This is a genomic window from Phreatobacter stygius, from assembly GCF_005144885.1.
In the GTDB taxonomy this organism is placed as follows: Bacteria; Pseudomonadota; Alphaproteobacteria; order Rhizobiales; family Phreatobacteraceae; genus Phreatobacter; species Phreatobacter stygius.
In genome coordinates this window covers 7,191,979-7,208,873 of sequence record NZ_CP039690.1, presented here as the reverse complement: position 1 = coordinate 7,208,873, position 16,895 = coordinate 7,191,979, and the positions used below count along the sequence as shown (strand labels likewise).

The window sequence follows — 16,895 nt, the reverse complement described above, 5'->3', positions numbered from 1 at the left end:
CGCCCGCCGGGCCTTGGGCGCCGCTACTTTTCGGCGCCGGCCGCGGGGGCTGATGGTGCGGCTTCCGCCTTCAGGGGCGTCAGCCAGCGCAAGGTCACTACGGTGAACACGGTGACCAGCAGGGCGACGTCATAGGAGCCGAGGCCGACCGCGACGCCAATGGCGCCGGTCGCCCACAGGCTCGCGGCGGTGGCGGTTCCCTTCACCGAATTCTTGAGCTTGAGGATCGCGCCGCCGCCAATGAAGCCGATGCCGGTGATCAGGCCTTCGATCACCTTGGACATGGCGTCCGGTGAGCCGCCGAATTTCGCTTCCGCGGCCTGGATGAAGCCGCAACACGCGATGGCGACAAGCGGGAAGGTGCGTAGCCCGGCGCTGCGCTCCTCCTTCTCGCGATCCCAACCGATGGGCAGTGCCAGCAAATAGGCGATGGCGAGCGCGACAACATGCGGGGCGAGATCGAACTGCCCTGACGAGAGGATCTTGTCGATCATGGCCGAGCCCGCGGCGACCGGTCATTCCGGCGGCCTTGCGCGGCGCACCGGCCGGGCGCGCCGCAGCGCATGGACAGGGTTTTCATTCCGAGGTCTCGGCGAGAGCCTCACGCATGTCCTGGAGCGCGGCGAGCTGGGTCTCACGGTCTTCGATCTGCTGGGCGAGGGCGTCCTCGGACGCCTGGCCGGAAACGGCCGAGGACCGGTTCGTCAGATCGCTGATTTCCTGTCGGATGGCCGCGATGCGATTGTCGATTTCAAACAGCCGGGCGGATTTGTCGGTCATTGTCGGGGCTCTCCCTTGGCCCCGTAACAACGCCATGGCGAGCCAATCGGTTCCGCCCGGCCAAGGCTCCGCCGCTGCAGGCGCGGGCGGAAGGCGGGTCAGGGCTCCTTCAGGTTGCCAACGGCTGCTTCGGCCTCGCGGCAAAGCTCGCGAAACCGGCGGACGACCTCCTCGAGGTGTTGCACGCGGGTGGCGACCGGATCCTTGGATTTCTCGGAGCGGCCGGCGCGGCTCACTTTGGCGGCGGCTTCGGCGCAACGAACCCAGACCGCCCGGTCGGTTTCGGAAAGTTCATCGAAGGGCGTCACGCTTTGGGCCGGCTCGTCGGCGAAGCGGGCCGCGTGGATCGCCCGCGCGAGCGCCTGAGTGTCGGTCATGACTGTTTCCTGGCCAATTCGCGGGCAGCCGTCTCGATTACCCCGTAACAATCCCTTTCGGCTAGCCCCCGGCCAGGCCTGTCCGGCCGATCGAGGGGGCAGCGCCGGCGCGCGTCACGGATTGGCGGTCGAAGCCTCCAGCCGCCGCCGCGACAGCCAGAGCACCAGGGTGGCCGCCGCGACCATCCAGACCTTGCCGAGCACGAGGCCGGGCAGCAGGGCGACCGAGCCGAAGGCAAGCCAGAGGAACAGGGCGCTGTCGATCGCCGTGCCGACCAGGCTCGAGGCGAGGACCGCGGTGATCAGCCGGCGCCTGGCGAGCGGCGTATAGACCGCGGTGTCGGCAAGCTCGGAGAACAGGAAGGCCGCGCCCGAGGCGAGCGCCAGCGCCGGCGGCGCGACGAACCAGGACAGCGCCGCGCCGGCGAGGACCCCGGCGAGCGACCAGCCGAGGCCGAGCGTGCGTTGCACCAGGTCGCGCAGGACGAGGGCCAGGCCAACCATCAGCACGCCGCTCGGCGCCATCAGGCCGAAGCCGACCGGGATGACGCAGGGGCCGTTCGGCACGCAGAAGGTGCCGACATTGCCAATGAGCCAGTTCGCCAGCGGAATGGTGGCGACAAAACCGACAAGCGAGGCAATTCCGATCATGCGGGCGGATTCCGTTCGGGCAAGGCAGGCGTTCGATGCTGGGCTCTACACCGCGGCACGGCCGGTCGTCATGCCGAAAAATCGCTCGCGCGCAGGATTGTGAAGGGCTGTCGCGGGCAATTCCAGGCGGTCCCGTCATCCTTTCCGGCGGCCACGGTCCGCCATCTTCGCGCTCAATTAACCTTTCGCTGTTGCCATGCCAGCAGTGACATTAGTGATTCGCGAGAGCATCGAGTGGCCGAGATTATCCCGTTCCGCCCCAAGCCCAAGGCCACCGAAGAGGACAGCGAACTCGACCTCCTGTCGGCTGTCGACATTGCCATCCGCGATCTGCGCGACCTGTCGCGCCGGCTGCGCGGCAAGGCCTCGCGCCAGCAGGCCGAGGACTGCCGCCAGATGCTGGAGCGCGCCTTCAACGCCGCCGTCTGAGCGGAGGCGGGCCGCTCCCATGTCGTCGAGATGGGCCGGCACCCGCGTGACACGGCGGCGCGATCGGCGTAGGGATCTGCGCCCGATTTGAAGGTGACCGGCGCCGCCGGTTCTCAGACAAAAACGCGATGAGCCCGATCGATACGCCGCCCTTGACCGCCACGCCTGCGTCGCACCTGTCCCTGCGGGGGCGGTTGGCGGCCTCGAGCGAGGCTTTCCTCGCCGGCATGCGGCGTCTCGGCCGGCCGGTCCGGCCGAATGCCGCGCCGGCCCTGCAGCTCTTCGAGGATTGGGCGGCCTGGGCTTCGGCCGTCCTGGTCGGCACCGCGCTGGTCCTGGCCAGCATGGCCTATATCGATCCGGTCATTCAGCGCGGCCAGCACGCCATCACCGGCGGGCTCGCGCTGTTCTTCGAGATCGTCACCGATCTCGGCAAGTCCGGCTGGCTGCTCTGGCCGACCGGCATCGTGCTGATCGTCATTCTGGCGGTGATGCCGCCGGTTCGCAGCTTCGCCGACCGGGTGGTGCTGGCGCTCGCCGCCCGGCTCGCCTTCCTGTTCATTGCGGTCGGCGGTTCCGGCCTGATCATCGCCATCGTCAAGCGCATCATCGGCCGCGCCCGGCCGCGCTATTTCGAAGAATTCGGCGCGCTGCATTTCGACCTGACCGCCTGGAAGGCGTCTTATGCAAGCTTTCCCTCCGGCCATTCGCAGACCGCATTCGCCATAGCGGTCGCCTTGGCCTGCCTCGCGCCGCGCTGGCGCAAGCTGCTCCTGGTGATCGCGACGCTCGTGGCGCTCAGCCGGATCGTGGTCGACGCGCATTATTTCACCGACATCGTGGTCGGTTCGGCCTGGGGCGCCTGGTTCACCATCATGACCCGCGACTGGTTCGCCCGGCGCGGCTTCGTCTTCGCGCCCGGGCCCGGGCGCCGGCCGTTCCCCATGCCGCGCCGGCGGGTCGTGGCGGCGCTGGCGACGCTCGGCCGCCGGCTGAAGCCGTGACGATTTCAGCCTGTCGCGACGATCTCGCCGCCAGTTGCGCCGAAGCCTGGCGGCTGATCGCCGCCGGCGTCGAGGCGGTCCGCGCGCCGTTTCACACGCCGACGATTGCGACCGTCGATGCCGAGGGCAGGCCGCGACTTCGCACCGTGGTGCTGCGCGGTTGCGCGCCGCAGGCGCGGCGCATCCGTTTCCATACCGACATACGCTCGGCGAAGTCAGGCGAACTTGCCCGGGATCCGCGCATCGCGGTGCATTTTTATGACCCTGGCCTGAAGGTTCAGGTCCAGCTTGCCGGCACCGCCGAGATCGCCGGTGCCGACGGGGCAGGGCAGGAGGCCTGGGACAGCGCGCGGCTCGGCAGCCGCGCCTGTTATGCCGTGGAGCCCGGACCGGGGTCGCCGATCGCAGCCGGCGGAGCCTATGGCATGCCCAAGGACGCGGCCGGCATTCTCGCCGGCGTGGTCCATTTCGCCGCCATCACGGTCACCGCCGACCGGCTCGAATGGCTGCTGCTGGATGATGCCGGTCACCGGCGCGCGGTGTTCGACTGGACCGGCACAGGCTGGGACGGGCGCTGGCTGGTGCCCTGACGGCCGGAGCCATTCGCTGTCAGTCGGCCGCTTTCATGCGAGCGAAACCGGCGGCGAGATCGGCCTGCAGGTCGGCGACATCCTCGAGCCCGATCTGGAAGCGCAGCGGCGTGCCGCCGGGGTTCCAGGTGGTCGCCGTGCGGTATTGCGAGCAGTCGAAGGGCACCACGAGGCTTTCATAACCGCCCCAGGAATAGCCCATGCCGAACAGTTCGAGCCCATCCAGCAGGGCGCCCAGCGCCTTCTCGGAAACCGGATGAAGGATGACCGAGAACAGGCCTGAAGCACCTTTGAAATCGCGCTTCCAGATGTCGTGTCCAGGATGCGACGGGAAGGCCGGATGCAGCACCGTCTTGACCTCGGGGCGCGCCGCGAGCCAGGTCGCCATGGCCATGCCCTGGCGGCCGGCCTCGTCGAGGCGGAGCCTCATGGTGCGCAGGCCGCGCAGCGCCAGGAACACATCCTCCGGCGCCGACAGGATGGCCATGGCGTCGAAGGTGTCGCGCAGCGACTTCCAGCAGCGGTCATTGGCGGTGACCAGGCCCATCAGCAGATCGGAATGGCCGCCGAGATATTTGGTGCCGGCCTCGATCGCAATATCCGCGCCGCGTTCATGCGGCGGAAACAGCAGGGGGTCGCCCAGGTGTTGTCGACCAGCACGACGGCGCCGCGCGCGTGCGCCACCTCGGCGATCGCCGGGATGTCCTGCATCTCGAAGGTCTGGGAGCCCGGCGCCTCGGTGAACACGGCCGTGGTGTTCGGGCGCATCAGCGCGCCGATGCCGGCGCCGATGGTCGGATCGTAATAGGTGGTCTCGACGCCGAAGCGCTTCAGCACGGTGTCGCAATAATTACGCGTCGGGCGGTAGACGGAATCGGTGACCAGCAGGTGGTCGCCGGCCTTCAGGCAGGACTGCAGCGCCACCATGATGGCGGCGAGCCCGGAGGGCACCAGCACGGTACCGGCCGCACCTGACAGTTCGGTCCAGGCCTGTTCCAGCGCCTGGGTCGTCGGCGTGCCCTTGGTGCCATAGACGAAGCGCTGACGGCGGGCCTTGAGCTCCTCATAGGTCGGATAGAGCACGGTCGAGCCGCGATAGATCGGCGTGTTGACGAAACCATGCTGGTCGGACGGGTCGCGGCCGCCGAGCACCAGGCGTGTCCGCTCGGAAAAGCGCTTGGTGTCGGATGGGCCTGCCATGATCGCCTCGCATCGGGAAAAAGCGAGCATGGCCCGCAGAAGGTGGGAAAAGTCATTTCCCCGAGCCGATCGACCGCCGTCAAGCCCTTGAGGGTTGTTCCAAGCCCTTGACCCCTGTTCGGAGATGGCCTGTGATGCAGGAATGCGGGGTCTCCAGCGGCTGGCCCAGGAAACGGAGGCTGTTTCCGCGGAGAAAACGGGTGGCAACGAGGGGAACATCGCGCCGGCCGCTTGCTCGCAGACTTCAACGATCGACCAATGAAAGAGTGGAAAGGCTGCCACCATGAAACGGATCGTCTCGACCCTCGCGCTCGGCGCAGCGCTTGGATTTTCCGCCACCGCCGCATTGGCCCAGGCGCCCGCGGCCAGCACGACACTGCGCAACGTGCAGAACAAGGGCTACATCCAGTGCGGTGTGACCCAGGGCCTGGCGGGCTTCTCGATGCCCGACAGCGCCGGCAACTGGACCGGCCTCGACGTCGACTTCTGCCGGGCGGTCGCGGCCGCCATCTTCAACGACCCGACCAAGGTCAGGTTCTCGCCGCTCTCGGCCAAGGACCGCTTCACCGCGCTGCAATCCGGCGAGATCGACATCCTGGCGCGCAACTCGACCTGGACGCTGCAGCGCGACACCGCGCTCGGCCTCAACTTCGTCGGGGTCAATTATTACGACGGCCAGGGCTTCATGGTGCGCAAGTCGCTCAACGTGAAGAGCGCGCGTGAACTGTCCGGCGCGTCGGTCTGCGTGCAGACCGGCACGACGACCGAACTGAATGTCGCCGACTATTTCCGTGCCAACAACCTGAAATACGAACCGGTGGTGTTCGGCACGGCCGACGAAACCGTCAAGGCCTATGACGCCGGCCGCTGCGACGTGTTCACCACCGACGCCTCCGGCCTCTATGCCGAGCGCGTCAAGCTGGCCAAGCCCGACGACCATATCGTGCTGCCGGAAATCATCTCCAAGGAGCCGCTCGGCCCGGTCGTGCGGCACGGCGACGACCAGTGGTTCGACCTGGTCAAATGGGTGCTCTACGCCCAGGTGACGGCGGAAGAGCTCGGCATCACCAAGGCCAATCTCGACCAGATGTTGCAGTCGCCCAATCCGGAGATCCGGCGCGTGGTCGGCACCGAGGGCAATTCCGGCGAAGCGCTGGGCCTGACCAAGGACTGGGTGGTGCGCATCGTCCGGCATGTCGGCAATTACGGCGAGGTGTTCGAGCGCAATGTCGGGCCGAACACCCGGCTCGGCATTTCACGCGGGTTGAATGCCCTGTGGAACAAGGGCGGCCTGCAATACGCGCCGCCCATCCGTTGACGCTGCGCGAATACGACTGGACATGACAATCGTCCTGGGTCCACGATCCAGGACGGTAATTCGGTGAAGATAACCGACCCGCGGCGCCGATTTGTCGGCGCCGGAAGGGTCCCTCACCGGGCCAGAGAAGGGGACGGCGAACATGACGGACGGCACATTGCCGGCTCGCGGGGTAAGTGCGCCCAAAGTGGCGTTCTTCAACAACCCCAAAATCCGCGGCACCATTTTCCAGGCGATAGCCCTCGGCCTGCTGATCTTCCTGGCCTACAGGGGTATCTCGAACGCGGTCACCAACCTGACCAACCAGCGCATCGCGGCGGGCTTCGGCTTCCTCGACAACACCGCGGGCTTCGGTATTTCGCAGACGCTCATTCCCTGGAATGAAGCGATGTCTTATGGCCGGGCCTTCGTGGTCGGGTTGCTGAACACGCTTCTGGTCGCCGTGGTCGGCGTCTTCCTCGCCACCATCCTCGGCTTCATCGTTGGCGTCGCCCGGCTGTCGCGCAACTGGGTGATCGCCAAGATCGCCTATTGGTATGTCGAGATCATCCGCAACCTGCCGCTCTTGTTCCAGATCCTGTTCTGGTACCTGGCGGTGCTCGCGACCATGCCGGCGCCGCGCGATTCCATCTCGCTGTTCGGTGAGCTGTTCATCAACCAGCGCGGCATCACCATGCCGAAGCCGCTGTTCCAGCCGGGTGCGGGATGGATCGGCATCGGCCTGATCGTCGGCATCGTGGTGGCTTTCGCGGTGCGCCATTGGGCGCACAAGCGCCAGGACGCCACCGGCGAACAATTCCCTGTCGTGCCGACCATGTGGGGGCTGATCATCGGCCTGCCGCTGCTGGCCTATCTGGCCACCGGAATGCCGGTGTCGTTCGATCATCCGGTCCAGGGCCGCTTCAATCTCCAGGGCGGCATGACGATCATCCCGGAATTCGTCGCGCTGCTGATCGCGCTGGTCGCCTATACCGCGGCCTTCATCGGCGAGATCGTCCGCGCCGGCATCCAGGCGGTCAGCCATGGCCAGACCGAAGCCGGCCGCTCGCTCGGCCTGCAGGAAGGACGCATCCTCAACCTGATCGTGATTCCGCAGGCGCTCAGGGTGATCATCCCGCCGCTGACCAGCCAATATCTCAACCTCGCCAAGAACTCGTCGCTGGCGGTGGGCATCGGTTATCCCGACATGGTTTCGGTCGGCGGCACGATCCTCAACCAGACCGGCCAGGCGATCGAAATCATCGCGATGTGGATGGGCTGCTACCTGACCATCTCGATCATCACGTCGCTGTTCATGAACTGGTACAACCGGCGCATTGCGCTGGTCGAACGCTGAGGGCCGGCCGATGACCATGTCGTCCACGACCTTCGTCCGCCGGGAACTCGCCCAGTCGCTGCCGCCGCCGGTCTCCTTGGCCGGGCCGCTCGGCTGGATGCGCGCCAACCTGTTCTCGTCGATCCCGCATGCGATCCTGACCGTCATCGGCGGTTATGTCGCCTTCAAGCTGCTCTGGATCTTCATCGACTTCACGCTGATCCGGGCGGTCTGGACCGGCGCCGATCGCGATGCCTGCCTGGACGAGAAGGTGGGGCGCCATGTCGGCGCCTGCTGGCCCTTCGTCCAGGCCAAGTTCGCCCAGTTCATGTATGGTTTCTATCCGGTCGAGGAGCGCTGGCGGGTCAATCTGACCGGCATCATCGCGGTGATCCTGCTGGTGCCGCTGCTGATCCCCTCGGTCGGCTACAAGGTGCTGAACGCGATCCTGTTCTTCGGCCTGTTCCCGATCCTCGCCTTCGTCCTGCTGCAGGGCGGATCGATCATCAATCCCTGGCTCGGCGTCATCGACTGGCTGGCCATCCTGGCGGCACTCGGCCTGCTGATTGCCTATCTCCTGAGCCTCAGCGAATCCGGCATGGACGAGCGCTACCTGTTCGTCGGCGGCCTGGTGCTGTTCGTCGTCGCGGTGGCCATCTGGTTCTTGCGGCCCGACTGGTTCGAGCTGCATGCGCTGGTCGGGCTCGGCGTTCTGATCGCCTGTGTGCTCAGCCTGATGGAGCCCCGGGCCAATGTGCGCCTCCTGCTGTTCAGTGCCGCGGCGCTGGCGGTCAGCATCCTGGCCTTCGGCGTGGTGCGCGGCGGCTGGTTCGATCTGCCGGCTCTGCCTGTCGTCGAGACCCGGCAATGGGGCGGGCTTCTGGTCACCCTGGTGGTCGCGGTCACCGGCATTGTCGCGGCGCTGCCGATCGGCGTGGCGCTGGCGCTCGGCCGGCGGTCGAAACTGCCGATCATCCGCTTCCTCTCGGTCGCGCTGATCGAGCTGGTTCGCGGCGTGCCGCTGATCACCGTGCTGTTCTTCGCAACCTATATGCTGCCCTTGTTCCTCGAGCGGTCGCCCGACCCCTTGATGCGCGTGCTGGTCGGCGCCTCGATCTTCTCCGGCGCCTATATGGCCGAGGTCATCCGCGGCGGCCTGCAGGCGATCCCGAAAGGCCAGTTCGAGGGCGCCCAGGCGCTCGGCCTGAACTATCCACGGATGATGGGCCTGGTGATCTTGCCGCAGGCGCTGAAATTGGTCATTCCGGGCATCGTCAATTCGTTCATCGGGCTGTTCAAGGACACCACGCTGGTCTCGATCGTCGCCATCTTCGACCTGCTCGGCGGCATGCGCGCCGGCTTCACCGATCCGCAATGGGCCAGCCCGGTGACGCTCTATACCGGCTTCGCCTTTGCCGGGATCATCTATTTCTCGTTCTGCTACTTCATGTCCCGCTACTCGATCTTCGTCGAGAACCGCCTCAACAAGGGCCGCCGCCACTAGAGTCAAGACCAGGCCCGGCCGGCCACGACCAACAACGTTTCCAGGAGTTCCGCATGGCCAGTCCCGCCCCCATGAAAATGCCGACGACGGTCAATGAGGTGGCCGTCGATCTCACCGGCGTGCACAAATGGTACGGCGAGTTCCACGTGCTGAAGGACATCAACCTGACGGTCCGGCGCGGCGAGCGCATCGTCATCTGCGGACCCTCGGGGTCGGGCAAATCGACGATGATCCGCTGCATCAACCGGCTGGAGGAACACCAGCAGGGCAAGATCGTCGTCGATGGCATCGAACTGACCAACGACCTCAAGAAGATCGACGAGATCCGCCGCGAGGTCGGCATGGTGTTCCAGCACTTCAACCTGTTCCCGCACCTGACCATCCTGGAGAACTGCACGCTGGCGCCGATCTGGGTCAAGAAAATGCCCAAGAAGGACGCCGAGGAGGTGGCGATGCACTACCTCAAGCGGGTGCGCATTCCCGAGCAGGCGCTGAAATATCCCGGCCAGCTGTCCGGCGGCCAGCAGCAGCGCGTCGCCATCGCGCGGGCGCTGTGCATGAGCCCGAAGATCATGCTGTTCGACGAGCCGACCTCGGCACTCGATCCGGAAATGGTCAAGGAGGTGCTCGACACCATGGTGGGGCTGGCCGAAGAGGGCATGACCATGCTCTGCGTCACCCACGAAATGGGCTTTGCCCGCCAGGTCGCCAACCGGGTGATCTTCATGGATTTCGGCCAGATCATCGAAATGAACGAGCCGAACGAATTCTTCTCACATCCCCAGCACGAGCGGACCAAGCTGTTCCTCAGCCAGATCCTTCACTAGGGCGAATAGCGAGTGGCGAGTGGGGAATGGAGTAGGGCGGCCTGACGAAGAGGGCCGCGCGAACCTTCGCCCGCGTCTTCGCGGGAGAGGGTGGCCGCGTCAGCGGCCGGGTGAGGGCGTTGCATCGATCTGCGACGCGCATTCCGGGTGCAAGGGATTGGCAGGGGTGTGGGATTAGACCCTCACCCGGCGCCTGACGGCGCCACCCTCTCCCACGAAGACGCGGGAGAGGGTTTGCGCGCGTTGCGTTCGCCGCTCGCGGTCGGCTATTCGCCCGTCTTGGCCGGCCCCGCGACCACCGGGCAATCCTCGCGGCCGCCCCATTCGGCCCAGGAGCCGTCATAGAGCCCGGCCGGCTGGCGGCCGACGGCGTCCATGGCGAGCCAGAGGATGGCCGCCGAGACGCCCGAGCCGCAGCTGGTGATGACCGGCTTGTCGAGATCGACGCCGCCGGCCTCGAAGGCGGCCTTGATGGTCTCGGGCGAGGCGAGCCGGCCGTTCTGGACGATGCTGCCGAACGGCACGTTGAGCGAGCCCGGCATGTGGCCGGATTTCAGCCCGGCGCGCGGCTCGGCGGTCTCGCCGCGGAAACGATCGGCCGGACGGGCATCGACCACCTGGACGCGGCCGGAGGCGAGCGCCTTCTTGACGTCGCCGAGATCGGCGACCGCGCCATGGTTGCGCCGGGCGGTGAAATGGCGCGCCGCGCGGGCTTTCGCAGGCCCGGTCTCGACGGCGCGGCCCTCGGCGACCCATTTCGGCAGGCCGCCGTCGAGGATGAAGACGCGCTCGACGCCAAAGGTGCGGAACATCCACCAGACCCTGGGGGCGGAGAACAGGCCGGCGCCGTCATAGATCAGCACCGACTGGCCATCGCCGATGCCGAGCTTGCGCAGCGCCGCCGAGAAGGCCGGCGTCGGCGGCATCATGTGCGGCAGGTCGGTTTCGGTATCCTTGACCGTGTCGATATCGAAGCGCTGGGCGCCCGGGATATGGCCGGCGACGAATTCCGCCTCGGCGTCGCGGTTCATGGTCGAGAGGTAATAGGAGCCGTCGAGGATGACCAGGTCCGGCGCGTTCAGGCGCTCGGCGAGCCAGTCGGTGGAGCGCAGCCAGGGCGAGGGCAGGGTGGTCATGCTTTGCTACTCCTTCAAGCAAACACGACGCGCACGCGCCGGTTCTGCTTGCCTTTTTTCTCGATCGCCGAAACGACCATGGGTCCGATTTCGCTTGTGCGCCTGACATGGGTGCCGCCGCAAGGCTGAAGATCGAGGCCTGAGATGTCGACCAGGCGGACCTTGCCGGAGCCCATGGGCGGCTTCACCGACATGGTCTTGACCAGGCCCGGATTGGCCTCGAGCTCGGCATCGGTGATCCAGCGCTCGGTGACCTCGGCGTCCTTGCCGATCAGCACATTCAGCCTGGCGGTGATGTCGTCACGGTCGAGGCCGGCTTCCGGGATGTCGAAATCGAGCCGGCCCTCATCGGCGCCGACCGAGCCGCCGGTGACCGGATAGGGCAGCACCACGGACAACAGATGCAGGCCGGTATGCATGCGCATGCGCTTGTGGCGGATGGTCCAGTCGATCCTGGCGGTCACGCTGGTGCCGAGCGCCGGCGCCGTGGCGCCGGGCGCCAGCACATGGACGATGTCCTGCTTGGTTTCGCCATAGACCGCGGTGACGACGGCAAGGTCCTGGCCGGCGACCACCAGGATGCCGGTGTCGCCGGGCTGGCCGCCGCCGGTCGGATAGAACACGGTGCGATCCAAGGCGACGCCGATCGCGCCGTCCTTCTCGGTCAGGCCGGTCACCGTCGCCTCGACCTCGGTCAGATAGGCATCGTCGCGAAACAGAAATTCAGTGGGCATCAGGGCACCGGAACCAGGTCGACCAGGGGCAGGGCCTTGCGCTCCAGCCATTCCGGCACGGCAAGACCCTTCGACCTGAGGAAGGCGGGGTCATAGATCTTCGAGGCGTAGCGGAAGCCGTAGTCGGCCAGAATGGTCACGATGGTGTGGCCGGGGCCAAGGTGCCGGGCGAGACGGATGGCGCCGGCGACATTGACCCCGGTCGACGGCCCGACGCACAGGCCCTCGTGGTCGAGCAGGTCGAACATGACAGGGATCGCTTCGTCGTCGGGGATCTGGAAGGCGATGTCGACCGGCGCGCCCTCGATATTCTTGGTCACGCGGCCCTGGCCGATGCCCTCGGTGATCGACGAGCCGGACGCCTTCAATTCGCCATGGCTGAACCAGGAATACATGGCGGCTCCCATCGGGTCGGCGCAGCCGATGGTGACCTTGTCGCTAGAGCCCTTGAGCGCCAGCGCAATGCCGGCCAGCGTGCCGCCGGAGCCGATCGAGCAAATGAAACCGTCGATCCGGCCATTGGTATCGCGCCAGATTTCCGGGCCGGTGGTTTCGACATGGGCCTGCCGGTTGGCGACATTGTCGAACTGGTTGGCCCAGAACGCGCCGTTGGGGTTCTCCCGCGCCAGCCGTTCGGCGACCCTGGACGAGACCTTCACATAGTTGTTCGGATTGGCATAAGGCACGGCCGGCACTTCGATCAGGCTGGCGCCGAGCTGCCTGAGCGCGTCCTTCTTTTCCTGCGACTGCGTCTCGGGGATGACGATGACGCAGCCGAGCCCGAGCGCCCGCCCGACCATGGCAAGCCCGATGCCGGTATTGCCGGCGGTGCCCTCGACAATGGTTCCGCCGGGCCTCACCAGCCCCCGGTCCATGGCATCCTTGATCAGGTAGAGCGCCGCCCGGTCTTTCACCGACTGGCCCGGGTTGAGAAACTCGGCCTTGCCGAGAATGGTGCAGCCGGTCGCCGCGCTGGCGCGGTTCAGCTTGATCAGCGGTGTGTTGCCGATGGCGTCGACAAGGGAGGCATGAATAGGCATCGCGGATATCCTGACGATCGGAGACGCTATCCGAGCGAGGGTCGCACCTCAACCCTGCCGCAGTCTGATGTCCAGACCTATATCCCGGCCGGCGCTGGCTTTTTTCGCGCTTTCGCGCTATCACCCCGACGACCGGCGAAGCTGTTCAGCGTCCCCTGCATGTGCCGGTCGCGGTGGAGGCGTGCTGCTCCGCCGACGCGCTCATGCAGGCCTCCCGTGCATTTTCGGGTGATCTAGACCACTTACTCACCCGTAGTACTGGTCATGGAACAAGGCGTGGCGTCAACCGCGGCGGGCGGGGCGTCCGATCCCAAGGGATTTGATTTTGATGATACATTTCTTCGACGCCGGGGGGCGGCCGGTCGACACCTTGCTTGCCGAATATGCGGCAGGCTCGCTGTCCCGACCGCTTCACGTGCTGGTCGCGGCCCATCTGACACTTCAGCCTCGGAGCCGCGCCTATGTCGAAGCACTGGATATCCTGAAGGGTGACGAACTCGCGGCGACCGCTCCGGTGCCGGTGGCCGATCGCGACGCCAAGCTTGCCGCGATCTTCGCCGAGCCGCCGGTTGCCGTCGCCCCGGCCGCGCCCGCCGACGACCTCATGCCGGGTCCGCTGCGCGCCTTTGTCGGGCGGTCGGGTGACGACATTCCCTGGAAAACCAGGCTGCCCGGGATCCGCCAACACGTCATCGGCACCTATCGCCGTCACCGGGCACAGCTCATCATGGTCAAGCCCGGCGGCGCGCTGCCGGCTCATACCCACGAAGGCCAGGAGGTCACCCTGGTGCTGCAAGGCCAGTTTCATGACGCGTCCGGCGTCTACCGGCGCGGCGACATCTGCATGGCCGATGAGACGGTGAACCATCGCCCGGTCGCCGACGCGGCCGAGGGCTGCATCTGCTTCATCGTGTCCGACGGGCCGTTTCGCCTGACCGGACGGTTCGGGCGGATCGTCGAATGGCTGTCCCGGCGCTGACGCCAGCCGTCAGTTTTTCGCATAGACCAACTGGCGCACGTCGATGGTGCCGGCGCGGAAGCCGGCCTCGCAATAGGCGAGATAATAGGTCCACAACCGCTTGAAGCGCTCGTCGAAGCCGAGATGGGTGAGGTCCGGCCACACCGCGGTGAACCTGTCGGCCCATTCGCGCAATGTCCGCGCATAGTCGAGGCGGAAGGCCTGCTCGTGCTCGAGGGCGAGGCTGGCTTCCCGCGGCAGCTCGCGCAGATGGGTCGCGGTCGGCAGCATGCCGCCCGGAAACACATAGGCCCGGATGAAGTCGATCTCGCGCAGGTAGTTCTGCCAAAGGCTCTCGGCAACCGTGATCACCTGCAGGCCGGCACGCCCGCCAATGGTGAGACAGTCGCGCACCTTGGAAAAGAACGTGCTCCAATATTCGCGGCCGACCGCCTCGAACATTTCGATCGAGGCGATGGCGTCGAACGAGCCGGTCTCGTCGCGATAATCCTGCAGCTTGATGGTCACCCGATCGGCGAGGCCAGCCTCCTGCATGCGCTTCGTCGCATAGGCGAACTGTTCCTCGGACAAGGTGAGGCCGGTGACGTGCACGCCATATTCGGTGGCCGCCAGTTCCGCAAAGCCGCCCCAGCCGCAGCCGATTTCCAGGACACGGTCGCCAGGCTTCAGCTTGAGCGCGTCGGCGAGCAGGCGGTATTTCGCACGCTGCGCCTCGGGCAGGCTCGCCGCCCCCGCGCCGAAATAGGCCGAGGAATAGGTCATCGAAGGGTCGAGCCAGGCCCGGTAGAAGGTATTGCCCAGGTCGTAATGCGCCATGATGTTGCGCCGCGCCTGGGACTTGGTGTTGCGGTTGCGCCAATGGCGGTAGTGCTGCAGCAGCCGCGCCACGGGGTTGTGCCGGGGCATATGGGCGACGGCGTCGATATTGACGCAGAAGAAATAGAGCAGGCCGGCCGGATCGGGACTGTCCCATTCGCGCCGGATATAGGCTTCGGCGAAGCCGAGGTCGCCATCCAGCATCAGGCGGCGCGCAAAGCGATAGTCGTGCACGATCATTTCCGCGCTCGGGCCGGCTTCGCCGCCGCGGAACAACAGCCGCCGGCCGTCGGGCAGCCCCATGATCAGGGTGCCGTAACGGATCTTCAGCGGGTAGCCGAGGGCGAAGCGGACGGCGGCGGGAAGTCCCTCGGTCGCGCGGCGCAAACTGTCGCGCGTGACCTCAATGGTCTGGTCGAGATTGGGCTGATAGCTGTCGACAGTCATGGGCCTGCTCACTGCATGGCGGTGTCACAAGACAAACCGATCACGCCGCCTGCGACGCTTGTCCGCTCGCTTCGAGCCTTCATGACGCAAGGCCGGCCCGAACGGATCGGGCGGAGGCGGGGCAGGGCGCTGAAACCTAGGTTATGCGATTTGCGGCAAGCTTCAATGGCGCAAATCCGGTCGTAATCCTGCTCGGCGCCGGGCGCGTTGCTCGGCGTTGTCAGTCAACGTGCTCCACGTCCTCGAGTTCCGCGAAGGCCGCCAGAGCCTGTTCTCGGGCGCGGGCATGATCGACGATCGGCCGGGGATATGTGACACCCAATGTGACACCGGCTTGGGCAAGGTCCGCCGCGGCCGCCGTCCAGGGCTGATGGATCGCGCCGGCGGGCAGTCCGGCCAGTTCCGGCACCCAGCGGCGGACATAGTCGCCGGCCGGATCGAATGTCTGCGCCTGCGCCATCGGGTTGAAGATGCGGAAGAACGGCGCGGCGTCGGCGCTGGAGCCGGCGACCCATTGCCAGCTTGCCGCATTATTGGCCGGATCGGCATCGACCAGCGTGTCCCAGAACCAGGCCTCGCCGGCGCGCCAGTCGGTTTTCAGATGTTTCACCAGGAACGAGGCCGCGACCATGCGCACCCGGTTGTGCATCCAGCCGGTTCGCCACAATTCGCGCATGCCGGCATCGACAAGGGGATAACCGGTCAGGCCGCGCTGCCAGGCCAGAAGGTGGGCAGGATCGTTGGTCCAGGCAAAGCCGTCGAAGCGCTTCCGGACGTTTTCCCGCGCCAGGTCCGGCCGGTGATAGAGCAGGTGATAGGCGAATTCGCGCCAGCCGACCTCCGACAGGAACTTGGGCAGGCCGGGCGGTTGGTGGAGCTCGGCGGCGAGGCGCGCGGCGTGCCAGATCTGGACGGCTGAGATTTCGCCGAATCGCAGATGCGGCGACAGCCGTGAGGTGGCGGCAAGATCGGGGCGGTCGCGGGTCTCGGCATAGGATGCAAGCCCATTGTCGAGAAACGCCAGCAGCCGCGCCCTGGCGCCGGCTTCGCCCGGCTGCCAGGCTGCGCCGAAACCCGCGGCCCAGTCGGGAGACCGCGGCTCGAGGCCCCAATCATCAAGGTCTTCGCTGGCGATGGCGCCGGCAAAGCCGCTGATGCGGACCGGCTCCGGCAGCGCGGCCCGCGGCTCGCCCTTGGCCTGATGCGCCCGCCAGAACGGCGTGAACACCTGCATCGGCTGGCCGGCCCTGGACTTCACCGTCGAGGGCTCGCGCAGCAGCGCGGCGGAGAAGCTCTCGGCGACGACATGGTCGGCCGTCAGCGCGGTCTTGATGCCGGCATCGACCGCCATGGCAGCTGCCTCATAACGCCGGTTCCAGGTCACCAGCCTGGCGCCGACCTCGCCGGCGACGCCCGGCACGACGTGGCTCGCCGCGCCCGATCGCAGAATGAGCCGGCCGCCCTTGGCCGCGATCGCCCGGGCCAGTTGCCTGAGGCTCTGCGCCAGCCACCAGCGGGACGCCGCGCCGCGACGGCGCTGGCCGGCATCGCCGTCGTCGAACACGAACAGCGCCAGCACGGGCCGGCCGGAGGCGATGGCATGGGTGAGGGCGGGATTGTCGGCCAGCCGCAGGTCGTCGCGGAACCAGACAAGGGCAGGGGCAGGCGCGGCGGGCATGGATGTCATCAGCCTGTCTACGGCCTGCCGCGGGCGGCGGATCACCGTGGCCGGGCCTCGGGTGGGGCGG

Annotated in this window: 17 protein-coding genes and 1 pseudogene; 8 read left to right on the top strand and 10 right to left on the bottom strand. The window is 66.8% G+C overall.

The genetic code is table 11. From position 1 onward, the window contains the following. Positions 1-23 precede the first annotated feature (23 nt). From E8M01_RS34165 to E8M01_RS34150, 4 genes are all read right to left on the bottom strand, one after another. Complete coding sequence (locus tag E8M01_RS34165; RefSeq protein ID WP_136964251.1) at positions 24-494, bottom strand: MgtC/SapB family protein; 471 nt, start codon at positions 492-494, stop codon at positions 24-26. A gap of 82 nt (positions 495-576) precedes the next feature. Continuing rightward, on the bottom strand, positions 577-780 hold the full coding sequence (locus E8M01_RS34160) for a hypothetical protein (protein WP_136964250.1): 204 nt from the start codon (positions 778-780) through the stop codon (positions 577-579). Positions 781-878: 98 nt separating this feature from the next. Next, positions 879-1,157 carry a hypothetical protein gene (locus E8M01_RS34155; protein ID WP_136964249.1) on the bottom strand — a complete coding sequence of 93 codons (279 nt, stop codon included), beginning with the start codon at positions 1,155-1,157 and terminating at the stop codon, positions 879-881. A 114-nt stretch (positions 1,158-1,271) separates the two neighbouring features. Further along, positions 1,272-1,808 carry a VUT family protein gene (locus E8M01_RS34150; protein ID WP_136964248.1) on the bottom strand — a complete coding sequence of 179 codons (537 nt, stop codon included), beginning with the start codon at positions 1,806-1,808 and terminating at the stop codon, positions 1,272-1,274. A 234-nt stretch (positions 1,809-2,042) separates the two neighbouring features. On the opposite strand from E8M01_RS34150, the gene E8M01_RS34145 reads away from it, so the two are divergent. From E8M01_RS34145 to E8M01_RS34135, 3 genes are all read left to right on the top strand, one after another. Beyond that, a complete protein-coding gene (locus E8M01_RS34145) occupies positions 2,043-2,237 on the top strand; it encodes a hypothetical protein (RefSeq protein WP_136964247.1) in 195 nt (64 codons plus the stop codon). 128 nt (positions 2,238-2,365) lie between these two features. Continuing rightward, complete coding sequence (locus E8M01_RS34140) at positions 2,366-3,241, top strand: phosphatase PAP2 family protein (protein WP_136964246.1); 876 nt, start codon at positions 2,366-2,368, stop codon at positions 3,239-3,241. Continuing rightward, a complete protein-coding gene (locus tag E8M01_RS34135) occupies positions 3,238-3,831 on the top strand; it encodes a pyridoxamine 5'-phosphate oxidase family protein (protein ID WP_170182189.1) in 594 nt (197 codons plus the stop codon). Before E8M01_RS34140 ends, E8M01_RS34135 begins: the two co-directional genes overlap by 4 nt. 19 nt (positions 3,832-3,850) lie before the next feature. Here E8M01_RS34135 and metC read toward each other — a convergent pair. Beyond that, positions 3,851-5,031 (bottom strand): annotated as a pseudogene (gene metC, locus E8M01_RS34130) (cystathionine beta-lyase). A 283-nt stretch (positions 5,032-5,314) separates the two neighbouring features. Between metC and E8M01_RS34125 the strand changes: the two are divergent. From E8M01_RS34125 to E8M01_RS34110, 4 genes are all read left to right on the top strand, one after another. Continuing rightward, positions 5,315-6,349 (top strand): amino acid ABC transporter substrate-binding protein, encoded by a 1,035-nt coding sequence (locus tag E8M01_RS34125; protein WP_136964245.1) that lies wholly within the window; start codon positions 5,315-5,317, stop codon positions 6,347-6,349. A gap of 142 nt (positions 6,350-6,491) precedes the next feature. Then, entirely contained in the window at positions 6,492-7,685 is a 1,194-nt protein-coding gene (locus E8M01_RS34120; RefSeq protein ID WP_136964244.1) for an amino acid ABC transporter permease, read from the top strand. A gap of 10 nt (positions 7,686-7,695) precedes the next feature. Beyond that, on the top strand, positions 7,696-9,168 hold the full coding sequence (locus E8M01_RS34115) for an amino acid ABC transporter permease (protein ID WP_136964243.1): 1,473 nt from the start codon (positions 7,696-7,698) through the stop codon (positions 9,166-9,168). A 53-nt stretch (positions 9,169-9,221) separates the two neighbouring features. Beyond that, the gene (locus tag E8M01_RS34110) at positions 9,222-9,995 is read left to right on the top strand and encodes an amino acid ABC transporter ATP-binding protein (protein ID WP_136964242.1); all 774 of its coding nucleotides are present in this window, start codon (positions 9,222-9,224) and stop codon (positions 9,993-9,995) included. 266 nt (positions 9,996-10,261) lie between these two features. On the opposite strand, the gene sseA is transcribed toward E8M01_RS34110, so the two are convergent. The 3 genes from sseA to E8M01_RS34095 are packed head-to-tail and all read right to left on the bottom strand — an operon-like array spanning position 10,262 to position 12,905. Next, positions 10,262-11,131 (bottom strand): 3-mercaptopyruvate sulfurtransferase, encoded by an 870-nt coding sequence (sseA, locus tag E8M01_RS34105; RefSeq protein WP_136964241.1) that lies wholly within the window; start codon positions 11,129-11,131, stop codon positions 10,262-10,264. A gap of 14 nt (positions 11,132-11,145) precedes the next feature. Continuing rightward, complete coding sequence (locus tag E8M01_RS34100; RefSeq protein WP_136964240.1) at positions 11,146-11,865, bottom strand: alanyl-tRNA editing protein; 720 nt, start codon at positions 11,863-11,865, stop codon at positions 11,146-11,148. Then, positions 11,865-12,905 carry a cysteine synthase A gene (locus E8M01_RS34095; protein WP_136964239.1) on the bottom strand — a complete coding sequence of 347 codons (1,041 nt, stop codon included), beginning with the start codon at positions 12,903-12,905 and terminating at the stop codon, positions 11,865-11,867. Before E8M01_RS34095 ends, E8M01_RS34100 begins: the two co-directional genes overlap by 1 nt. Positions 12,906-13,233: 328 nt before the next feature. On the opposite strand from E8M01_RS34095, the gene E8M01_RS34090 reads away from it, so the two are divergent. Further along, the gene (locus tag E8M01_RS34090; RefSeq protein WP_136964238.1) at positions 13,234-13,884 is read left to right on the top strand and encodes a ChrR family anti-sigma-E factor; all 651 of its coding nucleotides are present in this window, start codon (positions 13,234-13,236) and stop codon (positions 13,882-13,884) included. Positions 13,885-13,893: 9 nt separating this feature from the next. Here the strand turns inward: E8M01_RS34090 and E8M01_RS34085 are convergent, their stop codons facing one another. Together E8M01_RS34085 and E8M01_RS34080 are read right to left on the bottom strand one after the other, a co-directional pair. Continuing rightward, positions 13,894-15,147, bottom strand: coding sequence for an SAM-dependent methyltransferase (locus E8M01_RS34085; RefSeq protein WP_136964237.1), 1,254 nt, complete (start codon positions 15,145-15,147; stop codon positions 13,894-13,896). 220 nt (positions 15,148-15,367) lie between these two features. Continuing rightward, entirely contained in the window at positions 15,368-16,825 is a 1,458-nt protein-coding gene (locus tag E8M01_RS34080; protein WP_136964968.1) for a cryptochrome/photolyase family protein, read from the bottom strand. Positions 16,826-16,895 lie beyond the last annotated feature (70 nt).